This window comes from Gammaproteobacteria bacterium (assembly GCA_016195665.1).
Taxonomy (GTDB): Bacteria; Pseudomonadota; Gammaproteobacteria; order SURF-13; family SURF-13; genus JACPZD01.
In genome coordinates, this window is the sequence record JACPZD010000001.1 from 331,185 (window position 1) to 348,666 (window position 17,482).

Sequence of the window (17,482 nt, forward strand, 5' to 3'; positions counted from 1 at the left end):
CCAACCCAATCAAGGCTGGTAGGGCTTGCCGGTCAGCTTTTCGTACTCGGCCTTACGGGTTTCCACCAGATACCAGTCCTTCACCTTCAGGCTCGCCATATAAGCGGCGAGCGTACGCCTGTCCTGTTCAGGCAGGTGCGCGTAGGAGGGCATACGGTATTGTTTTTTGAGGCGAGAGGGCAAGATCGTCTGCGGGTCGGGCGCGGAGAAATAGACGTAAAACCACGCTTCATCGCGCAGCGAGCCTATCCCATCCAACGCCGGCGCGGGCACCGACTCGAACATGTTGCGCACCGTCCAGAGCGTATGGCAATTCTTGCAGCTCAGGCTGCGGTATAAATCTGAGCCCTTGCGTGCAAGTTCGGGAGTAGCGGTACTGTAAAACGGGATGCCGGGGTCCTGCTGCGCGGGCAGACCTAATTGCCACAAACCCCTGCCAACCGCATACAGTACCAGCGCGGCGATGATCCCGAGCACCCATTTCTCACCTCCGCGCATCGCCTGCCAGCGTCCTCTAGTGATGCCCGCTTAACTCCTCGCGCCGCTTAATCTGCTGCGCGATCACTTCCCGGCTCTTGGCGTATTCCTCCGGGCTCATCCGCTCCCTGTCATCCTCCGTGAACATCACGTATTTGATGTCCTCATCGAATTGCTCATTGCGCATCGCCCAGCGTATCCCGAACACCACAGCGATCAGAATCAGCCCGCCGACCACCAGCCACAAGTAAATCGTCCAGCCATCAACTAAAAAATCCGTATTCATAGTTCCATCCTCCTATCGTGAAGCCATCCCTGGCGTTACCTCAAGCTCTTCTATAAGCACCGGCCGCTTCGCGGCTCACCCTAAAACAGATAACCACCCAACAACTGCAACGAACCCATGATCACCGCGACCACAATACCCAGAAATATCCAGGCAAACAGCCACTTCTCACCGGTCTTCAACCCTTTGACATTTTTCCCCGCCATAAATCCAATCACAATGGTGGAAAAAAATATGATCGCGAGCAGCATGAAGAAAAACACCCCGATGCTGAATTCCTGACTGTAAACACTATCCACCCCCCTGTCCATGGCAAGCGGATTTTGTGTCTGTACAATCATGGTCCGATTTACTGATAAATCCATAAGTAAGGCCACACTTACCGATACGTCCCCCCCTATGTAGGGGGCGGGACAGGGTGGGGGTAGATAAAAACGCGGTGTTTACTCAGAAGTCACAAAGACGACCTGTCGTCTTTGTGACTTCTGAGTAACGACATAGAGCTGATAACACGCATCTCAGTGAATCTAAACCCCTAAAAAGACAATGCCGCTACTGAGAGCGGCATTGTTGTTCTTGGTTTGCGGCTGCGTGTTATTTTTTCTTCTTATACAGGTTAGGTGCGTAACGGTCTACGATAAAGCTGTAGAGCACTGGCACCAGCAAGGCCACTAACGTTACTCCGGCCAGAACCAGCGGCGGATTGTCCAGATCTATCATGCTACTCTCCTCTTTTGACCATGCACGCTCAACTCGGCAATCTCGGCGTCGCTCAACATGCGCTCGTTACCATGACGCGGTTGCACCGTATAGGGTGGCAGCCGCTTTACTACTATCATTACCGCCAGGCAGAAATAGATCACGTAAAAGATGTCGATAGTATATCCCTTATCCCACCAGGGCTGTTGACGCACAATGCTGCCGTCGGGACGGACATTCCCTTCAAAGTTGGCAAGGACGAGCCTATCGCCCAGAACGGTATAGTCTTCCAGAATGGCGTTTTTCGCCTGCAGGTCCTGGATGAGCGGCTTCAATACACGCAGGTCATCCATTTCTACGGGGTGTTGTATCAGTTGAGTCTTGTGCTTTGATTTACTACCCACCTCTTTGACAAGATAGTCCATGCGGGCCTGATCATTCGGCAGGGCCTGCACTTCGGGGCTATCCATCGCAGCGATATACTCCTGATAGATCGCTGCGGTAGGGCGCTGGCCCCACAAGGGAAAGGTAATAAGGTATGCGGATATGATGGTCAGCACCAGCAGATACACCACCGGCTGAGGCAGACGGTTGTTGTTCTCGGTGATGCCGCCCAGGCTTTCGGACTCCCATATCTCCATGGCGGTCTTGTTGCTTTCATCATCCGTGAGGGTACGCAGCGGGTTGTCAAATCTCCAGGCCATGACACATCCTCCTACTTTAAGTTCAAGACAAAGTCTATCAAGTAACGAATCTCGCTGTTGCTCGCATAGGCGGGCACCTCGGGCGGCGTCACGCGCTCGCCACGGCGATATTCCAGAAACTCCCTGCGCCAGCCCGCATAGTTAATCTTGTTGCCGTTGGCGTCGGTCTCGCCCCACAGGTAATCAAAGCGCGGCATGATGGAGTGCGGCTGCACCAGGCGTGGATTGAAGAAGTGCATCATCATCCACTCCTTGGAGGAGTTGCGCGAACCGACATGCAGCAGGTCGGGCGCCTTGCGGTCGGAGCCAAATGCGGTGGGTGACTCACCGTTGAAGTCGCCCAGATAAGGCGGTGCGCCGAAGTATTGGAAGTCCTGAGTCTGCTCGGGCAGTAAAGTGTGGCACCACCAGCAGCCCTCCCGCACGAAGATGACCTTGCCCGAACCGGCATAGTGGGCGTTGGCGTCACCGGCCGCGGTGAGCACCGCATCAGGCGTCCAGCCGTGGGTGACGCTGGCGTTCTCTATATAGGGGTAAGATTTACCCTCGTAGTCGCCGTTCTTAACCAGGAACACGGCGCCCTGCGTCTCGCTTGCCTCATGGATTTTACCCTGTTCAACGCTCAACTCCGCACTGCCGGCACCGAGCACCTTCGGATGCTTGATGCCGCTGGGGAAGGGTGCGCCGGGACGGAATACGTAAGCGTACACCGGGTCCATGTCCGCGCCCGAGGCCGGGTCCTTATTCAACAAAACCTTGGTGGGTGCGGCGTGACCCCTGAGGCGCGGATCGCTGAAGCTAAAGCCGCTGTTGGCCCCGTAGGTCAATTGCTTGTCGAGCGCGAGCGCCGTAGAGCCCACCGAGAAGATGTTGAAGCTCGGCATCACCAGCGTGATGAACATGGACAAGCTGAGTGCTGCACCGAACATCACGGCGCCGATTCTATACTCTCTAAAGGCCACGTCTATACTCCCTTAAGCAAATTAATTCATCTCCGCAGCTTGCTGCGGGCGCAAAGCGATGGGGTTTCCACAGGGAAGAGGCGCAGATCTTCCCTTTGGTCGCCCGCGCGTTTTTCAGACCGCGCGGAGCGAAATCCAATTGGCTATCGTTCGTAGGCCAGCTCATGCACCATGCGGCCGGCCGGCACTATGGTGCCCTCACGCGCCGTCATATACATGTTATACAGCCACACGCAGTTACCGAGGAATACCAAGGTACCGCCAAACCAGCGCGCGATCATGTACGGGTGCTCGGCGACCACGATATCAATGTACGGCACCTCGTAAATCTTGCCCGCGCCCTGAATCAGGCCCGCGATGGTCATTGAGATCCAGTAGATCGAAAAGCCGATCAAAAGCATCCAGAAGTGGAAGTTGGCGAGGGCCAGGGAATAGAGCTTACGCTTCATGATCATCTGCAGGCCGTAGTACACGGCGGCCACCTCAATGAAGGTGGAGAAGCCGAGCAGTGCGAGGTGCGCGTGCGCCACGATCCAGCCGGTGCCGTGGATGTACCAGTTGATCGAGCGTGTCTGCTGGAAGCCGCCCTGCATGTTGAGCGGAATGGCGAGCAGCACGCCGGTCACCGTGAAGCGCACCTCGATGTTCTCCACGAACATGTTCCACTTGCCCTGCATGGTAAGCAGGATATTGGATACGAAGGCGATCGCAGGCACCAGGATCAGCACGCCCTCCACCGAGGCGAATGACTTCAGCCACTCGGGCAACGGCGCGGACATCAGGTGATGCGCGGCGGGCGTGGAGTAGAAGATCACGATGGACCAGAAGTGCAAGTGGCCGATACGATGCGAGTACAGCGGGTTGCCGGTGATTTTGGGGATGGTGTAGTAGGCAATGGCCGCGGCCACGGGGGTGATCCACAAACCGAGAATGTTGTGTGCATTCCACCAGGTGAGGTAGGCCTCGGTCAGGCCGGTGAGGTGGAAGTACTCCGGCAGGTTGCCTACCAGCAACACGATCATGAGCATGAAGATTGAACCGGCGAAGAACCAGTTGGTGGTGTATATGCCCTGGGTACGGCGTTTGGCGATGGTCATCCAGACATTGAGCGACACGGGGATCAGCACGCCAAACAGCAGGATGAGATCTATGGGATAGATAAAGTCGGAGTATTCACGCCCGGAGGTCATTCCCATCCACATGGTGATCAGGCCCACAGCCAGGCCGATATTCCAGTTCATGCAGCTCCACAGCGCGAGCTTTTCCGACCACAACTTGGTATTGCCAAGCGCCGGGGTGATGTACATCATCGCGGCGGCGAAGGCCATCGAGATCCAGCCGAAGATCACCGCCATTACGTGCACCTGGCGCATCTTGCCGAAGGCGAAGTACTCATAGCCGGTTACCCAGTCGGGGAAGGCCAGCTTGGCGGCATTGAAAGAGCCCAAACCCGTGCCTATGATAAACCAGACGATGGCCGAAAAAGAAAAGAACAGCGTCGCGGTGCCCGGCGGGATGTCTTCGCTCTTGGAAAACAGATATTTGGTCAACATGCTAATACCTCATCAAACTCGAAATCTGTAGCGTGCGCCGCGCGCGCGCCCCGTAAAATAATTTTAGTTATATTTAGGCCTAATTAAGACCGGCGCTTACTTTTTTGCCGGCATCGCGCAGCACGGCTTGATCAGCCCGCGGTTACCGACCTTGCCGCACACCTTGCAGGGGATCATCAGATACCATGCTAGCCACATGCTGGAGAAGGCGGCGACCATGCTAAAAACTGCGGCGATTATTGCTAAAAGACCCATTTGCTAGCTCCGTGCGCTGTTAGTTTCGACTGCATAAATTTAGGGGTACCTTGCTGCAAGACAGCCTTAGTGATGACCGCCGCCCTGGCTCACTTTGGACATCTTATCATGACCATATATGGCGGACAATAAGATCCATATAAAGGCGAAACCGAACACCAACATGGTCCAGGTCATAAAGCCGTTGAAGTAACCGAACGGATTGTAAGAGTTCCAGCCGCCCCAGTCGCCAAAGGCGCCACGGCCCAGATTGGCCATGAGATAAATACCGAACACGCTGCCGTTACCCATCCCCACCACCATGCCGACCACCAGGCTAAGTATCAGGGATTTTCTCACCATGCTGACCGACTTCGCCATATCTCTCTCCGCTCTTGGACTTGAATTAAATGTTCACAAAGCGCCCAAACCAGGGGCTTGCCGTTAATTTGTATAATTTACATCAGGTCGCGTTATAATTTCAACACCTGATATGAAAGAAATTGTCGTTTATTTAATCGCGGCCATCGCCGGGCTGACCATACTGGGGTATTCGGTGCATATGCTGATCGGCGGGCTGGTCAGCAGGGCCACGGAATACACTGTGATTGCGCTCGCCGTTTTAATTGGGGTAGCTGTGCTTGGCTTTCTCGCCTGGGATGTGGTGAAGAGGCGGGTGAGAAGTGAGGAGTGAGGGGTGAGGGGTGAGGGGTGAGGGGTGATAGCTTTTTACTCCTTACTCCTCACTCCTTACGCCTAACTCCTCACCTTTTTCTAACTCCTCGCCCCTCACAGCTACTTGTAAACCGTCAAGGCCTCTCGCACCTCTTTGAATGTCGCGGCATCTTGAAACTGTCCGCGGTGGAAGATGAATTGCCTCGGTTGGCCCAAGACGTCCTTGCCGGAAAGCCCGATGGATTTCCCTTGGGTGTCGCTGTAATAACGGACGTCTTTGACCAGTTGCACTCTCTCGCCGTTACGCAACTCCAGGCGCACCTGCTCGCGGCTGATTTCGATCGCCACCGGGGAGGTGGGCAGCCACATCAGGCGGGTTTTAAGAATACGGTTGGCGCCCGCGATGAAGAAAAACGAGGCCATAAAAAAAAGGATATAGGCCACGGACGGGTTCTCGCCATACCCCAGCTTGAGACCGAGCAGCCCGAGCACGACGACGGTGGGCACATATAACAGCAAATCCCACAACACTCCCTGCCGGTCCTGCCGCAGGACGTAGCGGGTGACGCCGCTCATCGCTTAGCGGTTGCCGCGGGGAGCACGCGGCTGAGCTGCGCCTCGAGTTCGCCATACATGACCCGTCCGGCCTGTACATAACGCACCGTCTGTTTTTGATCTATCACGTAGGTCCAGGGGTCGCCCATTATGCCGAAGGCCTTGAAGGCCTGCGGGTTTTGGTACTGGTCTATGTGCATAAACAGCACCCGCGGCTCATACTTGCTCATCATGGCCTTGAGCATCTGGAGCTGCTGATCACAGGGCGTGCAGTGACCGGGGGTGGCGAAGGCGAGCACGATGGGCTTGCCGGTCTTGAGCGCCTGATCGAGCGAGTATTGATACATGCGCGCGTCGGGATAGCGGTAGGTGGTGATCTTGCTAAAGTCGCCGCCCACGTCGGCCAGGGTCTTGGTGGCGATCGGCGGGGCCTGCATGCCGACGCCCACCCTCGGCCCAAAGTCGCAGGCCGTCAAAAGAACTACGAGGCAGAGCGTGAAGGCTCCGTAGCGCGCGCGCATCATGGCTTTGCGCTCTGCGGCTCGCTCCAGCCGCGCGCGGTGCGGAACAGGTTGTAGGCCCAGATGAGGTTGGAGAGCAGCACCAAACTGCCGAACATCCCCACCGAGATCATAAACGGACGCACGATTTTATTGACCTCGTCAATGTCCATGGTTTCGCTGGCCAGACCGCCCAAACTCCCCGCCATGACAAAGGACAGGACCATGCCGAGCAGGCCGAAGTTGTGGACCCAAAAATGAATGTTGACCAGGCGCAGGCTATAGATGTTGCGCCGGACGATGCGCGGCACGATGTAATACACCGCCGCGAATATCGCCATCTCGACCCAGCCCAGCAGGTTCAGGTGGCCGTGGCCGAGCATGATGAGATGGGCGTGCGGCCTGTGGTTGATGAAGTCGCGCAGTTTGGGGAGCATGCCGACCACTACGCCCCAGGAGAAGCCGATGATGCTGTAAATCACGCAGGCCGCAATAAACCATAAAATGTAACGGCGGTACTGTGTGTCCTGGCCGAAATTCTCATTCACGGGGAGGGCGCCTTTTCTGTCGCGTCTCCCTGTTGCCCGGGGGGTTTGGTGCGGATGTCCTGGTATTTATCCTTCCAGCCTTCAGGGGCCCACATCTTGACCATGCTGTCTATGAATCCTGAGCTTTCCGGCGGCGGCTCGCGCGCCATAGACGAACCTTGTTCCGCCTTGAGTTCGGAGAGAAACATGGCGATGTCGTGGATGTCTGCGGAGGGAAGGGCAGTAGTGTAGCCCGCTTCTCTGCCGGGGGCGTGATCCATGGTCGTCGTTCCATAAGTCAACTCCGGCCGCCTCAGGAAATTCTCTATCCACTCCGCGCTGCGGCGCGAACCGATACCGTCCAGTACGAGGCCGTTGTTGGTGCCGTTGCGCATCGCGCGGTGGCAGGCGGTGCAATTGGCTTCGCGGAATAATTTTGAGCCGCGCAGGCCTTCCGCGGTGGAATCAAAGGAGCTGCGCGAGGTGAACATCGGCTCCTTCATGTGGCTGCGCACGGTCTCGAGCACGATGTAACCGATCACCGCCAACACCAGAAACGCACCGAATACGGCAAACAGCACGCGTTCGCCGGGTTTGAGGGATTGTTTAGGCTTCGTCGTAGGCAGTGTCACGGTTAACCTTGCACATCGGCAGGTAGAAAAACAAAAGGGCGGGGATGTTTCCCCCGCCCTTATGGGACTTGCGTCCCTACAACAAGTTCAAAAACTCAACTCTAAGGCGAACGCGCTTTCAGCGGCTATTCGTGCGCGGCGCCGGCGGTATTCGGCGGTATTTGGTGAGGCTGACGCGAATTGCCCATGGAGATAGGCGGCGCGCTGGTCAGGTAGGCGGCGACATTGTAAATGTCTTCATCCTTGAGCTTGCTCGCCACGGCGCGCATCTGCGCCAGCGGGTCGTTGGCGCGGCTGCCATCCTTCCATTTCTTCAACTGATTTACCAGATAGACGTAACGCTGTCCGCCGATGACGGGGTAGATCGGCAGGGCACCGCGCCCGTTGAACTGGTGGCAGCTGCTGCAGGCCGGTACGCCTTGGGCCGGAATACCATAGAGCACGATGCCCTTTCCGAGATGACGCTCACCGACCGGTACGGTGCCGGCCGTCTTGATCTCGTCCAGATTAGAGGCCGAGGCGAGCGCATCGTGATGCACGCTGGACTCATAGGCGGCGATGTCGGCCTTGTCCTGATCGGAGAGGGCCTTGGCGACACCGTTCATGACACCCATGGTGGTGTCGGTCCGGAGGTCTGCGGCGAACTCATAGAGCTGCTTTCTGATGTAAGTAAAGCCTTGGCCGGCCAACCGGGGGGTACCCATATTGTCATCGCCCAGACCTTGCTCACCGTGGCAGGACATGCAGGGCGGGGCCTCGCCTTTCCCTTCGTTGAAGATCTTTTTCCCGGCCTCGAAATTACCGACCAGCCTGAGCGCCTCGCCCGGCATGGGCATAGGAGGCGGAGTGGCGGGGGCTACGACCTCCGGTGGGGTGGGGGTTGCCATGGCCTCCGGATTTTCCGCGGGGACGGGGGGGGCTACTACCGCCGGAGCGGGCGCAATTTCACCCGCCGGGGCCGAACCGGCGGATTCCGGGGCTGCCGGTGCTTGCTCAACGGCCGGGGCAGACGTGACGCCCGGATCTTCTGACCAAGCTTGATTTGCCGCGACCAAGGCCAAGGCCGCAAGCGATGCCTTAATTAACCGACGCATAATGAATCCTTCCTCCATATCACGATATTATAAAAGCTTCTCCGCAGAAACCCCGCCGCATCGCTTACCGGGCCTTAACCCCTCGGCAGCGCTAAGGTTACTTAGAGGAGTTTTTCTTGGCCGTCTTGTATGCAGCGAAGAGCACGACGAGTACGACTGTTATGATAATGCCGTACAAGCTCAGTACGTCACCCGTGCTGTATTCCACGGAATCTTTGGCCAAATCAACAGATAAGTCGAACAAACTACACCTCCCTCTATGCGCCCCACCGGGCATGCCATGGCTGGTAATTCAGAGTCTATAGTTAGATATTATGCCATGAGATTTTGGCGACATGCAATAAGCCCGCAGACAAGAATCCGTATGTCTGCGTTACCGGGCAGGAATAGAGTATTATTTAATCTTAGATCCAGCTAAACCGACTTAGCCATTGCCTAATCATCACAGCGGCTATCTGGAAAGCAAACCCTCACGATCAACTATACTCGGATGGATATTAGAGATTTCGTCGTCGTCATCATCCTGTTCATCTTTGCCGACATCATTTTTTATGTCGTGGTGATGAAGGGTTTGATGGTCAAAAGCATTGTCAGCAAGACTCCGGCCGAGGAGCGGCGCGACAACCCGCGCCAGGAGGGCCCGGCTTACACGGTCGAACTGCGCCATGCGACGCCCGCGCGGCTGGAGAGGCCTATCAGTCTGTTCTCGGTAGGCGGCCAGGTGAGCCCGGCTGAAACAGTGCAGGATTTGGGTGTGGTGATGCGTCACGAGTTGGCGTACCTCAGCGTGCAGAACTTTCGCTTTGTCCCGCCGCACGACTTGATGGTGGGTGAGCCCGCGCGGCTGGAGCTTCAGCTTACCCAGAATATCGTCGAGCCGATCACCCGGGCGATCAATCACGCCTCCCCCGCCAAACTCACTACCCTGAAGATCGGCGCGCACCTGATCGCCGGGCTACGCGGCGACGGCTTTCGGATCACCCCGGTCGCCCACGAGGAGCAGGGGCTCGGCGTTCAGTCCACCCTGCAATGGGCGTGGAACGTGCTGCCTCTTAAGTCCGGTGACAGGAGTCTCGATCTCGACCTCACTTTACGGCTCAAGATCCCGAGCGGTGAGGAAACGAGGGTTTATTCCTGGCCGGAGTGTAAGGTCAGGGTCGAGCCCAATGCCTATTTTGTCGCCAAAACCTTTATAAAAGGCCGCTGGAAGGCGTTATTCGCAGTTACGGCCTTGCTGGCGGCGGGCTTCTATGTCTGGCTGCGCGGGTAATTGTCTCTTTATCGTGTGTGAGGCGTAAGGCGTAAAATGCTGTTCCCCTTACTCCTCACCCCTCACGCCTCACACCTTACTGCGTAGCCCCTACGTGCAACACCAACCCCTCCACATCCTCCGCACCGTGTTCGGCTACGAACACTTCCGCGCGCCGCAGGACGAGGTCATCCGCGCCCTCATGGCGGGCAGCGATGCACTGGTGCTCATGCCCACCGGCGGCGGCAAGTCGCTCTGTTTCCAGATTCCGTCTATCGTGCGTCCGGGCACAGGCGTTGTCGTCTCGCCGTTGATTTCGCTCATGCAGGACCAGGTGGCGGCGCTCAAACAGGCCGGCGTGCGTGCGGCATTTCTCAACTCCACGCTCGATGCCGCCACAGCGCGCGCGGTCGAGCAACAGCTCCTGCGCGGCGAGCTCGACCTGCTTTACGTCGCGCCCGAGCGCCTGATGACCGAGCGCACGCTCGACCTGCTGGCGCGGTCGAACATTGCACTGTTCGCCATCGACGAGGCGCACTGCGTCTCGCAGTGGGGCCATGACTTCCGCCCCGAGTACATTCAGCTCTCGGTGCTGCACGAGCGCTTCCCCGGCATCCCGCGCATCGCCCTCACCGCCACGGCCGACGAGCCCACGCGGCGCGAGATCATCGCGCGCCTGGGACTCGAAAACGCGCGCATCTTCATCAGCGGCTTCGACCGCCCCAACATCCGCTACCGTATCGCCCAGGCGGATAGTGGCGGCGGCAGCGCGCGCGAACAACTGCTGCGCTTCATCCGCACCGAACACGCGGGCGAGGCCGGCATCGTCTATTGTTTATCGCGCAAGCGTGTGGACGAAATCGCCGCCTGGCTCGAAGCCCAAGGCCTGGACGCGCTGCCCTATCACGCCGGGCTTTCCGCCGAGGTGCGCGAGCGCAACCAGTCGCGCTTCATCAACGAGGAAGGCGTCATCATCGTCGCCACCATCGCTTTCGGCATGGGCATAGACAAGCCCAACGTGCGCTTCGTCGCGCACCTGAATCTGCCCAAGAGCATCGAGGCCTATTACCAGGAAACCGGCCGCGCCGGGCGCGATGGCCTGCCCGCTGATGCATGGATGATCTACGGCCTGCAGGACGTCATCACCCTGCGCCAGATGCTGGAGACCGGCGCTGCGGACGACACACACAAGCGCGTCGAACGCCACAAGCTCGACGCCATGCTGGGATTATGTGAGATCACGACCTGCCGCCGCCAGGCTCTGCTCGCGTATTTCAGCGACCCGCTGCCCAAACCCTGCGGCAACTGCGACACCTGCCTGGAACCGCCCGAAACCTGGGACGCCAGCGTGCCCGCGCAGAAGGCGCTCTCCTGCATCCACCGCACCGGACAAAGATTCGGCGTGAACTATCTGGTAGACGTGCTGCTGGGCAAAGCCGATGAGCGCATCCAGCGCTTTGGCCATGACCAGATCAGCACTTTCGGCATCGGCAAGGATTTGGGCCAGCAAGAATGGCGCGGCGTGTTCCGCCAGCTCATCGCGCGCGGTCTGCTCGCCGTGGACCTCGAAGGCCACGGCGCACTTAAACTCGGCGACGCCTGCCGCCCCGTGTTGCGTGGCGAAAAGCGCGTCATGCTGCGCCGCGAAACCAAGCCCGAAAAGACCAAGAAAACCAAAACCACGCGCGCAGCGCGCGGCCCCTTCAGCCAGGAAACCGACCAGCGTCTGTGGGAAGCGTTACGCGCCCGCCGCCTGGAAATCGCCAAGGCGCAAGGCGTACCGCCCTACGTCGTGTTCCACGACGCCACCCTCACCGAAATGATCGCCCGCCGCCCGCAGACGCTGGAAGAACTCGCGCATATCACCGGCATCGGCGAACGCAAACTCGCCGCCTACGGTGAGGATTTTCTCGAAATCATCCGCGCGCACGCGCGCGATGACGACAAGGACGCCGCCGTCAGCGACACCGCCGCCGAAACCCTGCGACTGTTGCGGCTCGGCCTGGACATCCCCGCCATCGCCACCCGCCGGGGCCTGAAAGAGAGCACCCTCTACAACCACCTCGCACTAGCCATCACGAGCGGCGAAATCAAACTGCGTGAGGTCGTGCCGCTGGATGAGGAAGAACTAACCCGCATCCGCGCAGCCCTGCACGCCAACGGCGGACAGGCGCTCAAGCCGGTGTTTGAGACATTGGGTGGGCGGTATTCTTATGGGATGTTGCAGTGTGTGCGGGCAGCGGAATAAGGTGCCTCAGCGGAATGTGTTAATGCAATATCTGATCACGTGTGCTTTTTGATTGGTAGTATCCCTCACTATGGTTTGCCATAATCACCTGCATGGGCGAGATAGCCATCCAAAGCTCTATTGATGCCGCAAGGCTTGACGTCGGCAGTTCGCTTGAAGCGAACCGAAAATCCGAGCTCGGCCAGTTCATGACGCCTGCGGCAATCGCTACGTTCATGACGTCCCTTTTCTCCGCCACGACCAAGACAATACACCTGCTGGACGCCGGCGCAGGGGTGGGCTCGCTCACAAGCGCCTTCCTCGATCGTTTCCAAAGTTCGACAGCTTTGGTCGAGGCGTGGGAGATCGATCCATTATTGAAGATGCATCTGGCCGATATGCTGGCTTCGTATGCCCGCGCGGGATTGGCGAGCACGATTCATAATTCCGACTTTATCGAGGATGCGGTTTGGAATATCTCGATGGAGGGAGGCCAACGATTTACCCATGCCATCCTTAACCCGCCCTATCGAAAAATAAAGAGCGACAGTAAGTACCGCTACTTGTTGCGGGATGTGGGTATCGAGACGGTCAATCTCTATACCGCGTTTCTCGCGTTGGCTATCCTGCTCATGGAGGAAGATGGCGAGATAGTGGCCATTGTTCCAAGGTCTTTTTGCAACGGAACCTATTACCGCCCGTTTCGGGAGCAGTTACTGCAAAGCTGCGCCATCGAACATATCCATGTGTTCGAGGCAAGAAACAAGGCATTCAGCGACGATGATGTGCTCCAGGAGAACATCATCGTCAAGCTCAAGAAGGCCGGGACACAAGGTGCTGTAACGGTGAGCGAGAGTCACGACGCTACATTCAGCGATTACCACGCGCGTGCATTGCCATTCGGCCGGATCGTCAAAGATGGCGATGCGGAGCGTTTCATTCACATTCCTGTACTTGCCAATGCCGGTGATGGCACACACGGGTTGTTTAGCCATAGCCTGAAAGAACTCGGCATTGAGGTTTGTACCGGTCCCGTTGTTGATTTCAGGCTGCGGGGGCATTGCCGCCCGGAACCGGACCCCGGCACGGTCCCTCTGATTTATGCCCATCACTTTTCTGATGGGAAGCTTGTTTATCCAAAGACACACAAGAAACCGAATGCGATTCTGTTGGCGGAGGAAACCCGGAAATGGCTGATGCCAAAGGGCTTCTATGTCCTGACCAAGCGCTTCTCCAGCAAGGAAGAGCGCCGCCGGGTCGTCGCATTCGTGATCGACCCGAATGAACTGCCTGCGCCGTTCTATGGCTTCGAGAACCATCTGAATGTTTTTCATATCGCAAAACATGGCATGGACAAGGAAACCGCACTCGGTATGGCGCTGTTCCTGAATTCAACGGTCGTGGATTCCCATTTCCGGGTTTTTTCGGGCCACACGCAGGTGAACGCGACAGACCTGCGGCAGATGCGTTACCCGAGCCACGAGCAGTTGTTGGAGCTTGGCCGGCTGGCGACAGCGGAAGCCCGCGATCAGGCCGCTATCGACCGATTGATAAAAGAAGTCGAAACAAGATGGCAGTCAAAGTAAAACATATTCAGGAAGCGTTAACCGTTCTGAGCGAGCTGGGCATGCCCAATGAGCAGCTACACGAACGCACCGCCATCTGTCTGCTGGCGTTGCTGGACTTAACGAAGGACAGGGCCTGGAGCGATGCTCAAGACCCGAGACTGGGTATCCGCGCAATCCTCGACTTCGCGCGCAGCAAATACAAACGCCTCTACGCGGAGAACACCCGCGAAACCATCCGCGATGAAAGCATCAAGCCATTGGTATCGGCCGGCGTAGTCATGCACAACCCGGACGACACGTCCCGCGCCGTAAACAGCCCCAAGAACTGCTATCAGGTTGAGCCGGCCGCGCTCGCGCTTTTCCGCACCTTCGGGAAGAGAACATGGGGCGGAACATTAACCGCTTATCTCTCCGGGCGTCTGACGCTGGCCGATAAATATGCGCGCCATCGCGACATGGCCAGAATCCCCGTCCGGATCAAGGACGGGGAGACCATCACCCTGAGCGCAGGCGAACATTCAGAACTCATTCGCGCTATTCTCGAGGAGTTCTCGCCGCGCTTTGTTCCGAATGGCGAACTCATCTACGTGGGCGACACAGGCAGTAAATGGGGGGTACTTCGATCGAGACCTCCTTGGGTCGCTAGGTATTGATGTCGGCCAGCACGGCAGGATGCCGGACGTGGTGATTTATTTCCGCGAGAAGAACTGGTTGATACTGGCCGATGCGGTAACAAGCAGCGGCCCGGTAGACGGGCGCAGACATGCCGAGATATCCGAGCTGTTCAGGGACTCGACCGCGGGGCTCGTTTATGTCACGGCCTTCCCAAGCCGCGGCGAAGTCATGCGGAAATATCTGTCCGTGATTGCATGGGAAACGGAGGTGTGGAGCGCGGATGCACCAACGCATCTTATCCACTTCAATGGCAGCCGTTTCTTGGGCCCGTACTCAAAGTGAGAACATAAGCCCATGGCCGGATTCATATTACGTCTGTTGATTGTTGCGCTTGGGCTCTGGCTGGCGTCTGAGTTGGTGCCGGGCATAGAGGTGAAAGGCGTAGGGACGTTGCTCGGGGCGGCGCTGTTGCTTGGCATTGTCAATGCCGTGGTGCGGCCGGTGCTGATTATCCTGACGCTGCCTGCCACTGTCTTCACGCTTGGGCTGTTTCTGCTGGTGATCAATGCGGCGATGCTGGGACTGGTGGCGTGGATGTTCGACAACTTCACCATCGCGGGTTTCTGGCCGGCGTTGTTCGGCTCCATTGTCGTGAGCATAACCGGATGGCTCGCGTCGCACTTCATCGGCCCGCGCGGGCGGGTCGAGATCATCGTGGTACGGAATCGGTGATTTGTTTGATACCCAGATTTCATTCCATCCGGGCTACGTCGACAGGCTCGACGAGTCAAGCCATCAAAACTCGTATTCGATCTGCGCCCTGAGCGTATCGTTGGGGGCGGCATCGCTCACTCCATGCAGCCAGGCGGCGTTGTATTTAATCGCCCGGCGTCCTTCCAGGCCGATCTTGCCAAACACGGCTGGGCCGAAGCGATGGTTCTGTTCGCTCGCCGGATCCCAATCGTTCCACTTGCCCATCTCGCCAAAGCCCTGCAGGCCAAACTCGAAGGCCGGTTGCCAGCGGTATTTCACCTGCCACTGATAGCCGATTTCCGTATTGTGCGGCATATCCGGGTCATCCCCGCTGAATCTGCGTTCAAATAGCAGGTTACCGTTAAGCTGGAGTTTGTCGAAGTCGGTCTGCAGCAGCGGGCCAATCTTGAACTCGTATGGCGCACTTCTGTTACGCGGCACTTCAATCTCGGTAATCAGGCCCACATCGACAGGGTACTTGCCGGTCTCGGTGAGCTGAAACTTGTTTTCCCATTCCAGGGCGTCCAGCTTGGCGCCCTCGCCGCCTTGTTTTTCGTACTTGAGATACACTTCGGTAAACCACCGCTCGGTTGCGCCGTAGCCGAAGCCGAGCGTGGCCGCGCTTAATCGATCGCCGGCCGGTTGGCGGGCACTGCCGATTTTGAAATCGATTTCGCGCTCGCCGTACTCGACGGTCGGGAGAAAGATATAGTCAGCGGGACCAGCCAAAACGGGTCCGCATATCAACACGCTGAGCCCAAGGATGAAACTGCGTGCCTTCATGATACTGCTCCTGGTTGAAGTGATTTATTGGATGAGAGGCGTTTCGCCCACTGCATGCCGGCCGTGATCGCCGCCAGCGCAACCGCGTAGAAAACAATCTGCATGCCGGCGGGCCGGGCGTCATAACCCACCAGCCCGTGCAGCAGCACACCTAATGCCGATTCCGCGGGCAGCACCGCCGAGGTATCCCACAGGGGGGAGCCCAGGCTGGGCAGCAGATCGGCCTGAATGAGCAGGCGCGCCGATTGCGACGCCATACCGGCGGCCAGCAGCAGCACCAGGGCGCCGGTGGCGCTGAAAAACCAGCGCACGGGAATGCGCAGCAGGCCGGCATAGAGGGTACAGCCGACAGCCACGCCGGCCAGCAGCCCCAATGCGCCGCCCATCAGCGTGGCAAACGCCCCGTGACCATCCGCTGTGGTGATGCCATAGAGAAACAGCGCCGTTTCAGATCCCTCGCGCAGGACGGCGACAGCGATAATGATAAATAGCGTTGAGCATTCGCTGCTGCCGTCGCGAATTCCCTGTCCGACGTTGCGCGCCTGGGCGGCAAGCTCCTTGCCATGGACAGTCATCCAGATGCTGTGCCAGGCTAGCATCAGCACGGCAAGGACGAGGATGGCGGCGTTGAACAGCTCCTGTCCAAACCCGCTTGCCAGGCTGGCAATGGTGTCGGCGGCGCCTGCCACCACGATGGAACCGGCCAGCCCGGCAGCCAATCCCGCCCAGAGCCAGCGGTTGCGATTGGGGATACCGTTGGTGGCGGCAGCGAGGATGCCGATGATCAGGGCAGCCTCAAGGACTTCACGGAAAACGATCAGGGATGCGGCGAACATGATCTTGACTCCAGTTTATTGCGCAACGACCGTGCCTTGCGCGGTCTGCTCGTGAAACTCGCCCACGAATGAGTAGCGACCGGGGCTGAGCGGCCCAATGTAGAGGGTTGTGGAACTGTTGGCCGCAATCACTTTTTCGCGGTTAAGCGCGTGGCTCTCGAATTCTTCCGCCGTACTGTCCTGGTTTACGACAGTGAGCTTGATCTTCTTGCCCGCCGGCACAATGAGTTCCGCAGGCTGAAAGCGGTGGTCACGAATCGTGAGGGTGAAGTCGGCATCAGCTGCAGTACTGGCGATTGGAAGCAGCAGGACGGCGGTTAGTAAATATTTCATAGGGGACCTTTCTTCCTTCATCTCAATAAGTAATGACTAAATGATAATCATTCTTGATTATAAATGCAAGTAGTTCTCATTGAAGGAGCACATGGAAGCGAGGGAGCGATAGCGGACGAGCGGTGTGCGACGCCCCCCGCGTAGCCGTAGGGCCGGATGTTTTGTCGGAGTCCGCGCGGTAGCGCGGGTGGAGACAAAATAGGAGGCAACCGGCACGGCG

The 17,482-nt window shown here is 57.9% G+C and carries 20 protein-coding genes and 2 pseudogenes; 6 read left to right on the forward strand and 16 right to left on the reverse strand.

All coding sequences use genetic code 11. The features are described 5' to 3' along the window. Positions 1 to 9: 9 nt before the first annotated feature. The 8 genes and pseudogenes from HY028_01685 to HY028_01720 form a co-directional block, all read right to left on the reverse strand. Positions 10 to 498, reverse strand: a complete 489-nt coding sequence (locus HY028_01685) for a cytochrome c (GenBank protein ID MBI3343583.1) — start codon at positions 496 to 498, stop codon at positions 10 to 12. 16 nt (positions 499 to 514) lie between these two features. Further along, complete coding sequence (locus HY028_01690; GenBank protein MBI3343584.1) at positions 515 to 763, reverse strand: hypothetical protein; 249 nt, start codon at positions 761 to 763, stop codon at positions 515 to 517. Positions 764 to 843: 80 nt separating this feature from the next. Continuing rightward, the gene (locus HY028_01695; GenBank protein MBI3343585.1) at positions 844 to 1,104 is read right to left on the reverse strand and encodes a hypothetical protein; all 261 of its coding nucleotides are present in this window, start codon (positions 1,102 to 1,104) and stop codon (positions 844 to 846) included. 450 nt (positions 1,105 to 1,554) lie between these two features. Beyond that, positions 1,555 to 2,166: pseudogene (locus HY028_01700) on the reverse strand (hypothetical protein). Positions 2,167 to 2,177: 11 nt separating this feature from the next. Next, complete coding sequence (locus HY028_01705) at positions 2,178 to 3,068, reverse strand: cbb3-type cytochrome c oxidase subunit II (protein ID MBI3343586.1); 891 nt, start codon at positions 3,066 to 3,068, stop codon at positions 2,178 to 2,180. A 203-nt stretch (positions 3,069 to 3,271) separates the two neighbouring features. Continuing rightward, positions 3,272 to 4,678 (reverse strand): cbb3-type cytochrome c oxidase subunit I, encoded by a 1,407-nt coding sequence (locus HY028_01710; GenBank protein ID MBI3343587.1) that lies wholly within the window; start codon positions 4,676 to 4,678, stop codon positions 3,272 to 3,274. Between the two features lie 99 nt (positions 4,679 to 4,777). After that, positions 4,778 to 4,936 (reverse strand): hypothetical protein, encoded by a 159-nt coding sequence (locus tag HY028_01715; protein ID MBI3343588.1) that lies wholly within the window; start codon positions 4,934 to 4,936, stop codon positions 4,778 to 4,780. A gap of 66 nt (positions 4,937 to 5,002) precedes the next feature. Further along, the gene (locus tag HY028_01720; protein ID MBI3343589.1) at positions 5,003 to 5,275 is read right to left on the reverse strand and encodes a hypothetical protein; all 273 of its coding nucleotides are present in this window, start codon (positions 5,273 to 5,275) and stop codon (positions 5,003 to 5,005) included. Positions 5,276 to 5,408: 133 nt separating this feature from the next. Between HY028_01720 and HY028_01725 the strand changes: the two genes are divergently transcribed. Continuing rightward, positions 5,409 to 5,609, forward strand: a complete 201-nt coding sequence (locus HY028_01725; protein ID MBI3343590.1) for a hypothetical protein — start codon at positions 5,409 to 5,411, stop codon at positions 5,607 to 5,609. Positions 5,610 to 5,710: 101 nt separating this feature from the next. On the opposite strand, the gene HY028_01730 is transcribed toward HY028_01725, so the two are convergent. The 5 genes from HY028_01730 to HY028_01750 all read right to left on the reverse strand — a co-directional run bounded on the left by HY028_01730 (position 5,711) and on the right by HY028_01750 (position 8,898). Next, complete coding sequence (locus HY028_01730) at positions 5,711 to 6,166, reverse strand: hypothetical protein (protein ID MBI3343591.1); 456 nt, start codon at positions 6,164 to 6,166, stop codon at positions 5,711 to 5,713. Then, positions 6,163 to 6,669, reverse strand: a complete 507-nt coding sequence (locus tag HY028_01735) for a thioredoxin family protein (GenBank protein MBI3343592.1) — start codon at positions 6,667 to 6,669, stop codon at positions 6,163 to 6,165. Before HY028_01735 ends, HY028_01730 begins: the two co-directional genes overlap by 4 nt. Next, a complete protein-coding gene (locus HY028_01740) occupies positions 6,666 to 7,193 on the reverse strand; it encodes a cbb3-type cytochrome c oxidase subunit I (protein MBI3343593.1) in 528 nt (175 codons plus the stop codon). Before HY028_01740 ends, HY028_01735 begins: the two co-directional genes overlap by 4 nt. Next, a complete protein-coding gene (locus HY028_01745) occupies positions 7,190 to 7,798 on the reverse strand; it encodes a cytochrome c (protein MBI3343594.1) in 609 nt (202 codons plus the stop codon). The genes HY028_01740 and HY028_01745 overlap by 4 nt, the downstream gene beginning before the upstream one ends. 131 nt (positions 7,799 to 7,929) lie before the next feature. After that, positions 7,930 to 8,898 (reverse strand): c-type cytochrome, encoded by a 969-nt coding sequence (locus tag HY028_01750; protein MBI3343595.1) that lies wholly within the window; start codon positions 8,896 to 8,898, stop codon positions 7,930 to 7,932. Positions 8,899 to 9,388: 490 nt separating this feature from the next. Here HY028_01750 and HY028_01755 point away from each other — a divergent pair, with 490 nt between their 5' ends. From HY028_01755 to HY028_01775, 5 genes and pseudogenes are all read left to right on the forward strand, one after another. After that, on the forward strand, positions 9,389 to 10,168 hold the full coding sequence (locus tag HY028_01755; protein ID MBI3343596.1) for a hypothetical protein: 780 nt from the start codon (positions 9,389 to 9,391) through the stop codon (positions 10,166 to 10,168). 94 nt (positions 10,169 to 10,262) lie between these two features. Next, complete coding sequence (gene recQ / locus HY028_01760) at positions 10,263 to 12,395, forward strand: DNA helicase RecQ (GenBank protein ID MBI3343597.1); 2,133 nt, start codon at positions 10,263 to 10,265, stop codon at positions 12,393 to 12,395. A 92-nt stretch (positions 12,396 to 12,487) separates the two neighbouring features. Beyond that, positions 12,488 to 13,960: an Eco57I restriction-modification methylase domain-containing protein gene (locus HY028_01765; GenBank protein MBI3343598.1), complete on the forward strand. Its 1,473-nt coding sequence runs from the start codon at positions 12,488 to 12,490 to the stop codon at positions 13,958 to 13,960. Continuing rightward, positions 13,945 to 14,899: pseudogene (locus tag HY028_01770) on the forward strand (restriction endonuclease). Before HY028_01765 ends, HY028_01770 begins: the two are co-directional and overlap by 16 nt. 12 nt (positions 14,900 to 14,911) lie before the next feature. Next, a complete protein-coding gene (locus HY028_01775; protein MBI3343599.1) occupies positions 14,912 to 15,289 on the forward strand; it encodes a phage holin family protein in 378 nt (125 codons plus the stop codon). A gap of 63 nt (positions 15,290 to 15,352) precedes the next feature. Here HY028_01775 and HY028_01780 read toward each other — a convergent pair whose 3' ends face one another. The 3 genes from HY028_01780 to HY028_01790 are packed head-to-tail and all read right to left on the reverse strand — an operon-like array spanning position 15,353 to position 17,262. Next, positions 15,353 to 16,093, reverse strand: coding sequence for a hypothetical protein (locus HY028_01780; protein ID MBI3343600.1), 741 nt, complete (start codon positions 16,091 to 16,093; stop codon positions 15,353 to 15,355). Continuing rightward, positions 16,090 to 16,929: an FTR1 family protein gene (locus HY028_01785; GenBank protein MBI3343601.1), complete on the reverse strand. Its 840-nt coding sequence runs from the start codon at positions 16,927 to 16,929 to the stop codon at positions 16,090 to 16,092. The genes HY028_01780 and HY028_01785 overlap by 4 nt, the downstream gene beginning before the upstream one ends. Before the next feature lie 15 nt (positions 16,930 to 16,944). Beyond that, entirely contained in the window at positions 16,945 to 17,262 is a 318-nt protein-coding gene (locus tag HY028_01790) for a cupredoxin domain-containing protein (GenBank protein MBI3343602.1), read from the reverse strand. Positions 17,263 to 17,482 lie beyond the last annotated feature (220 nt).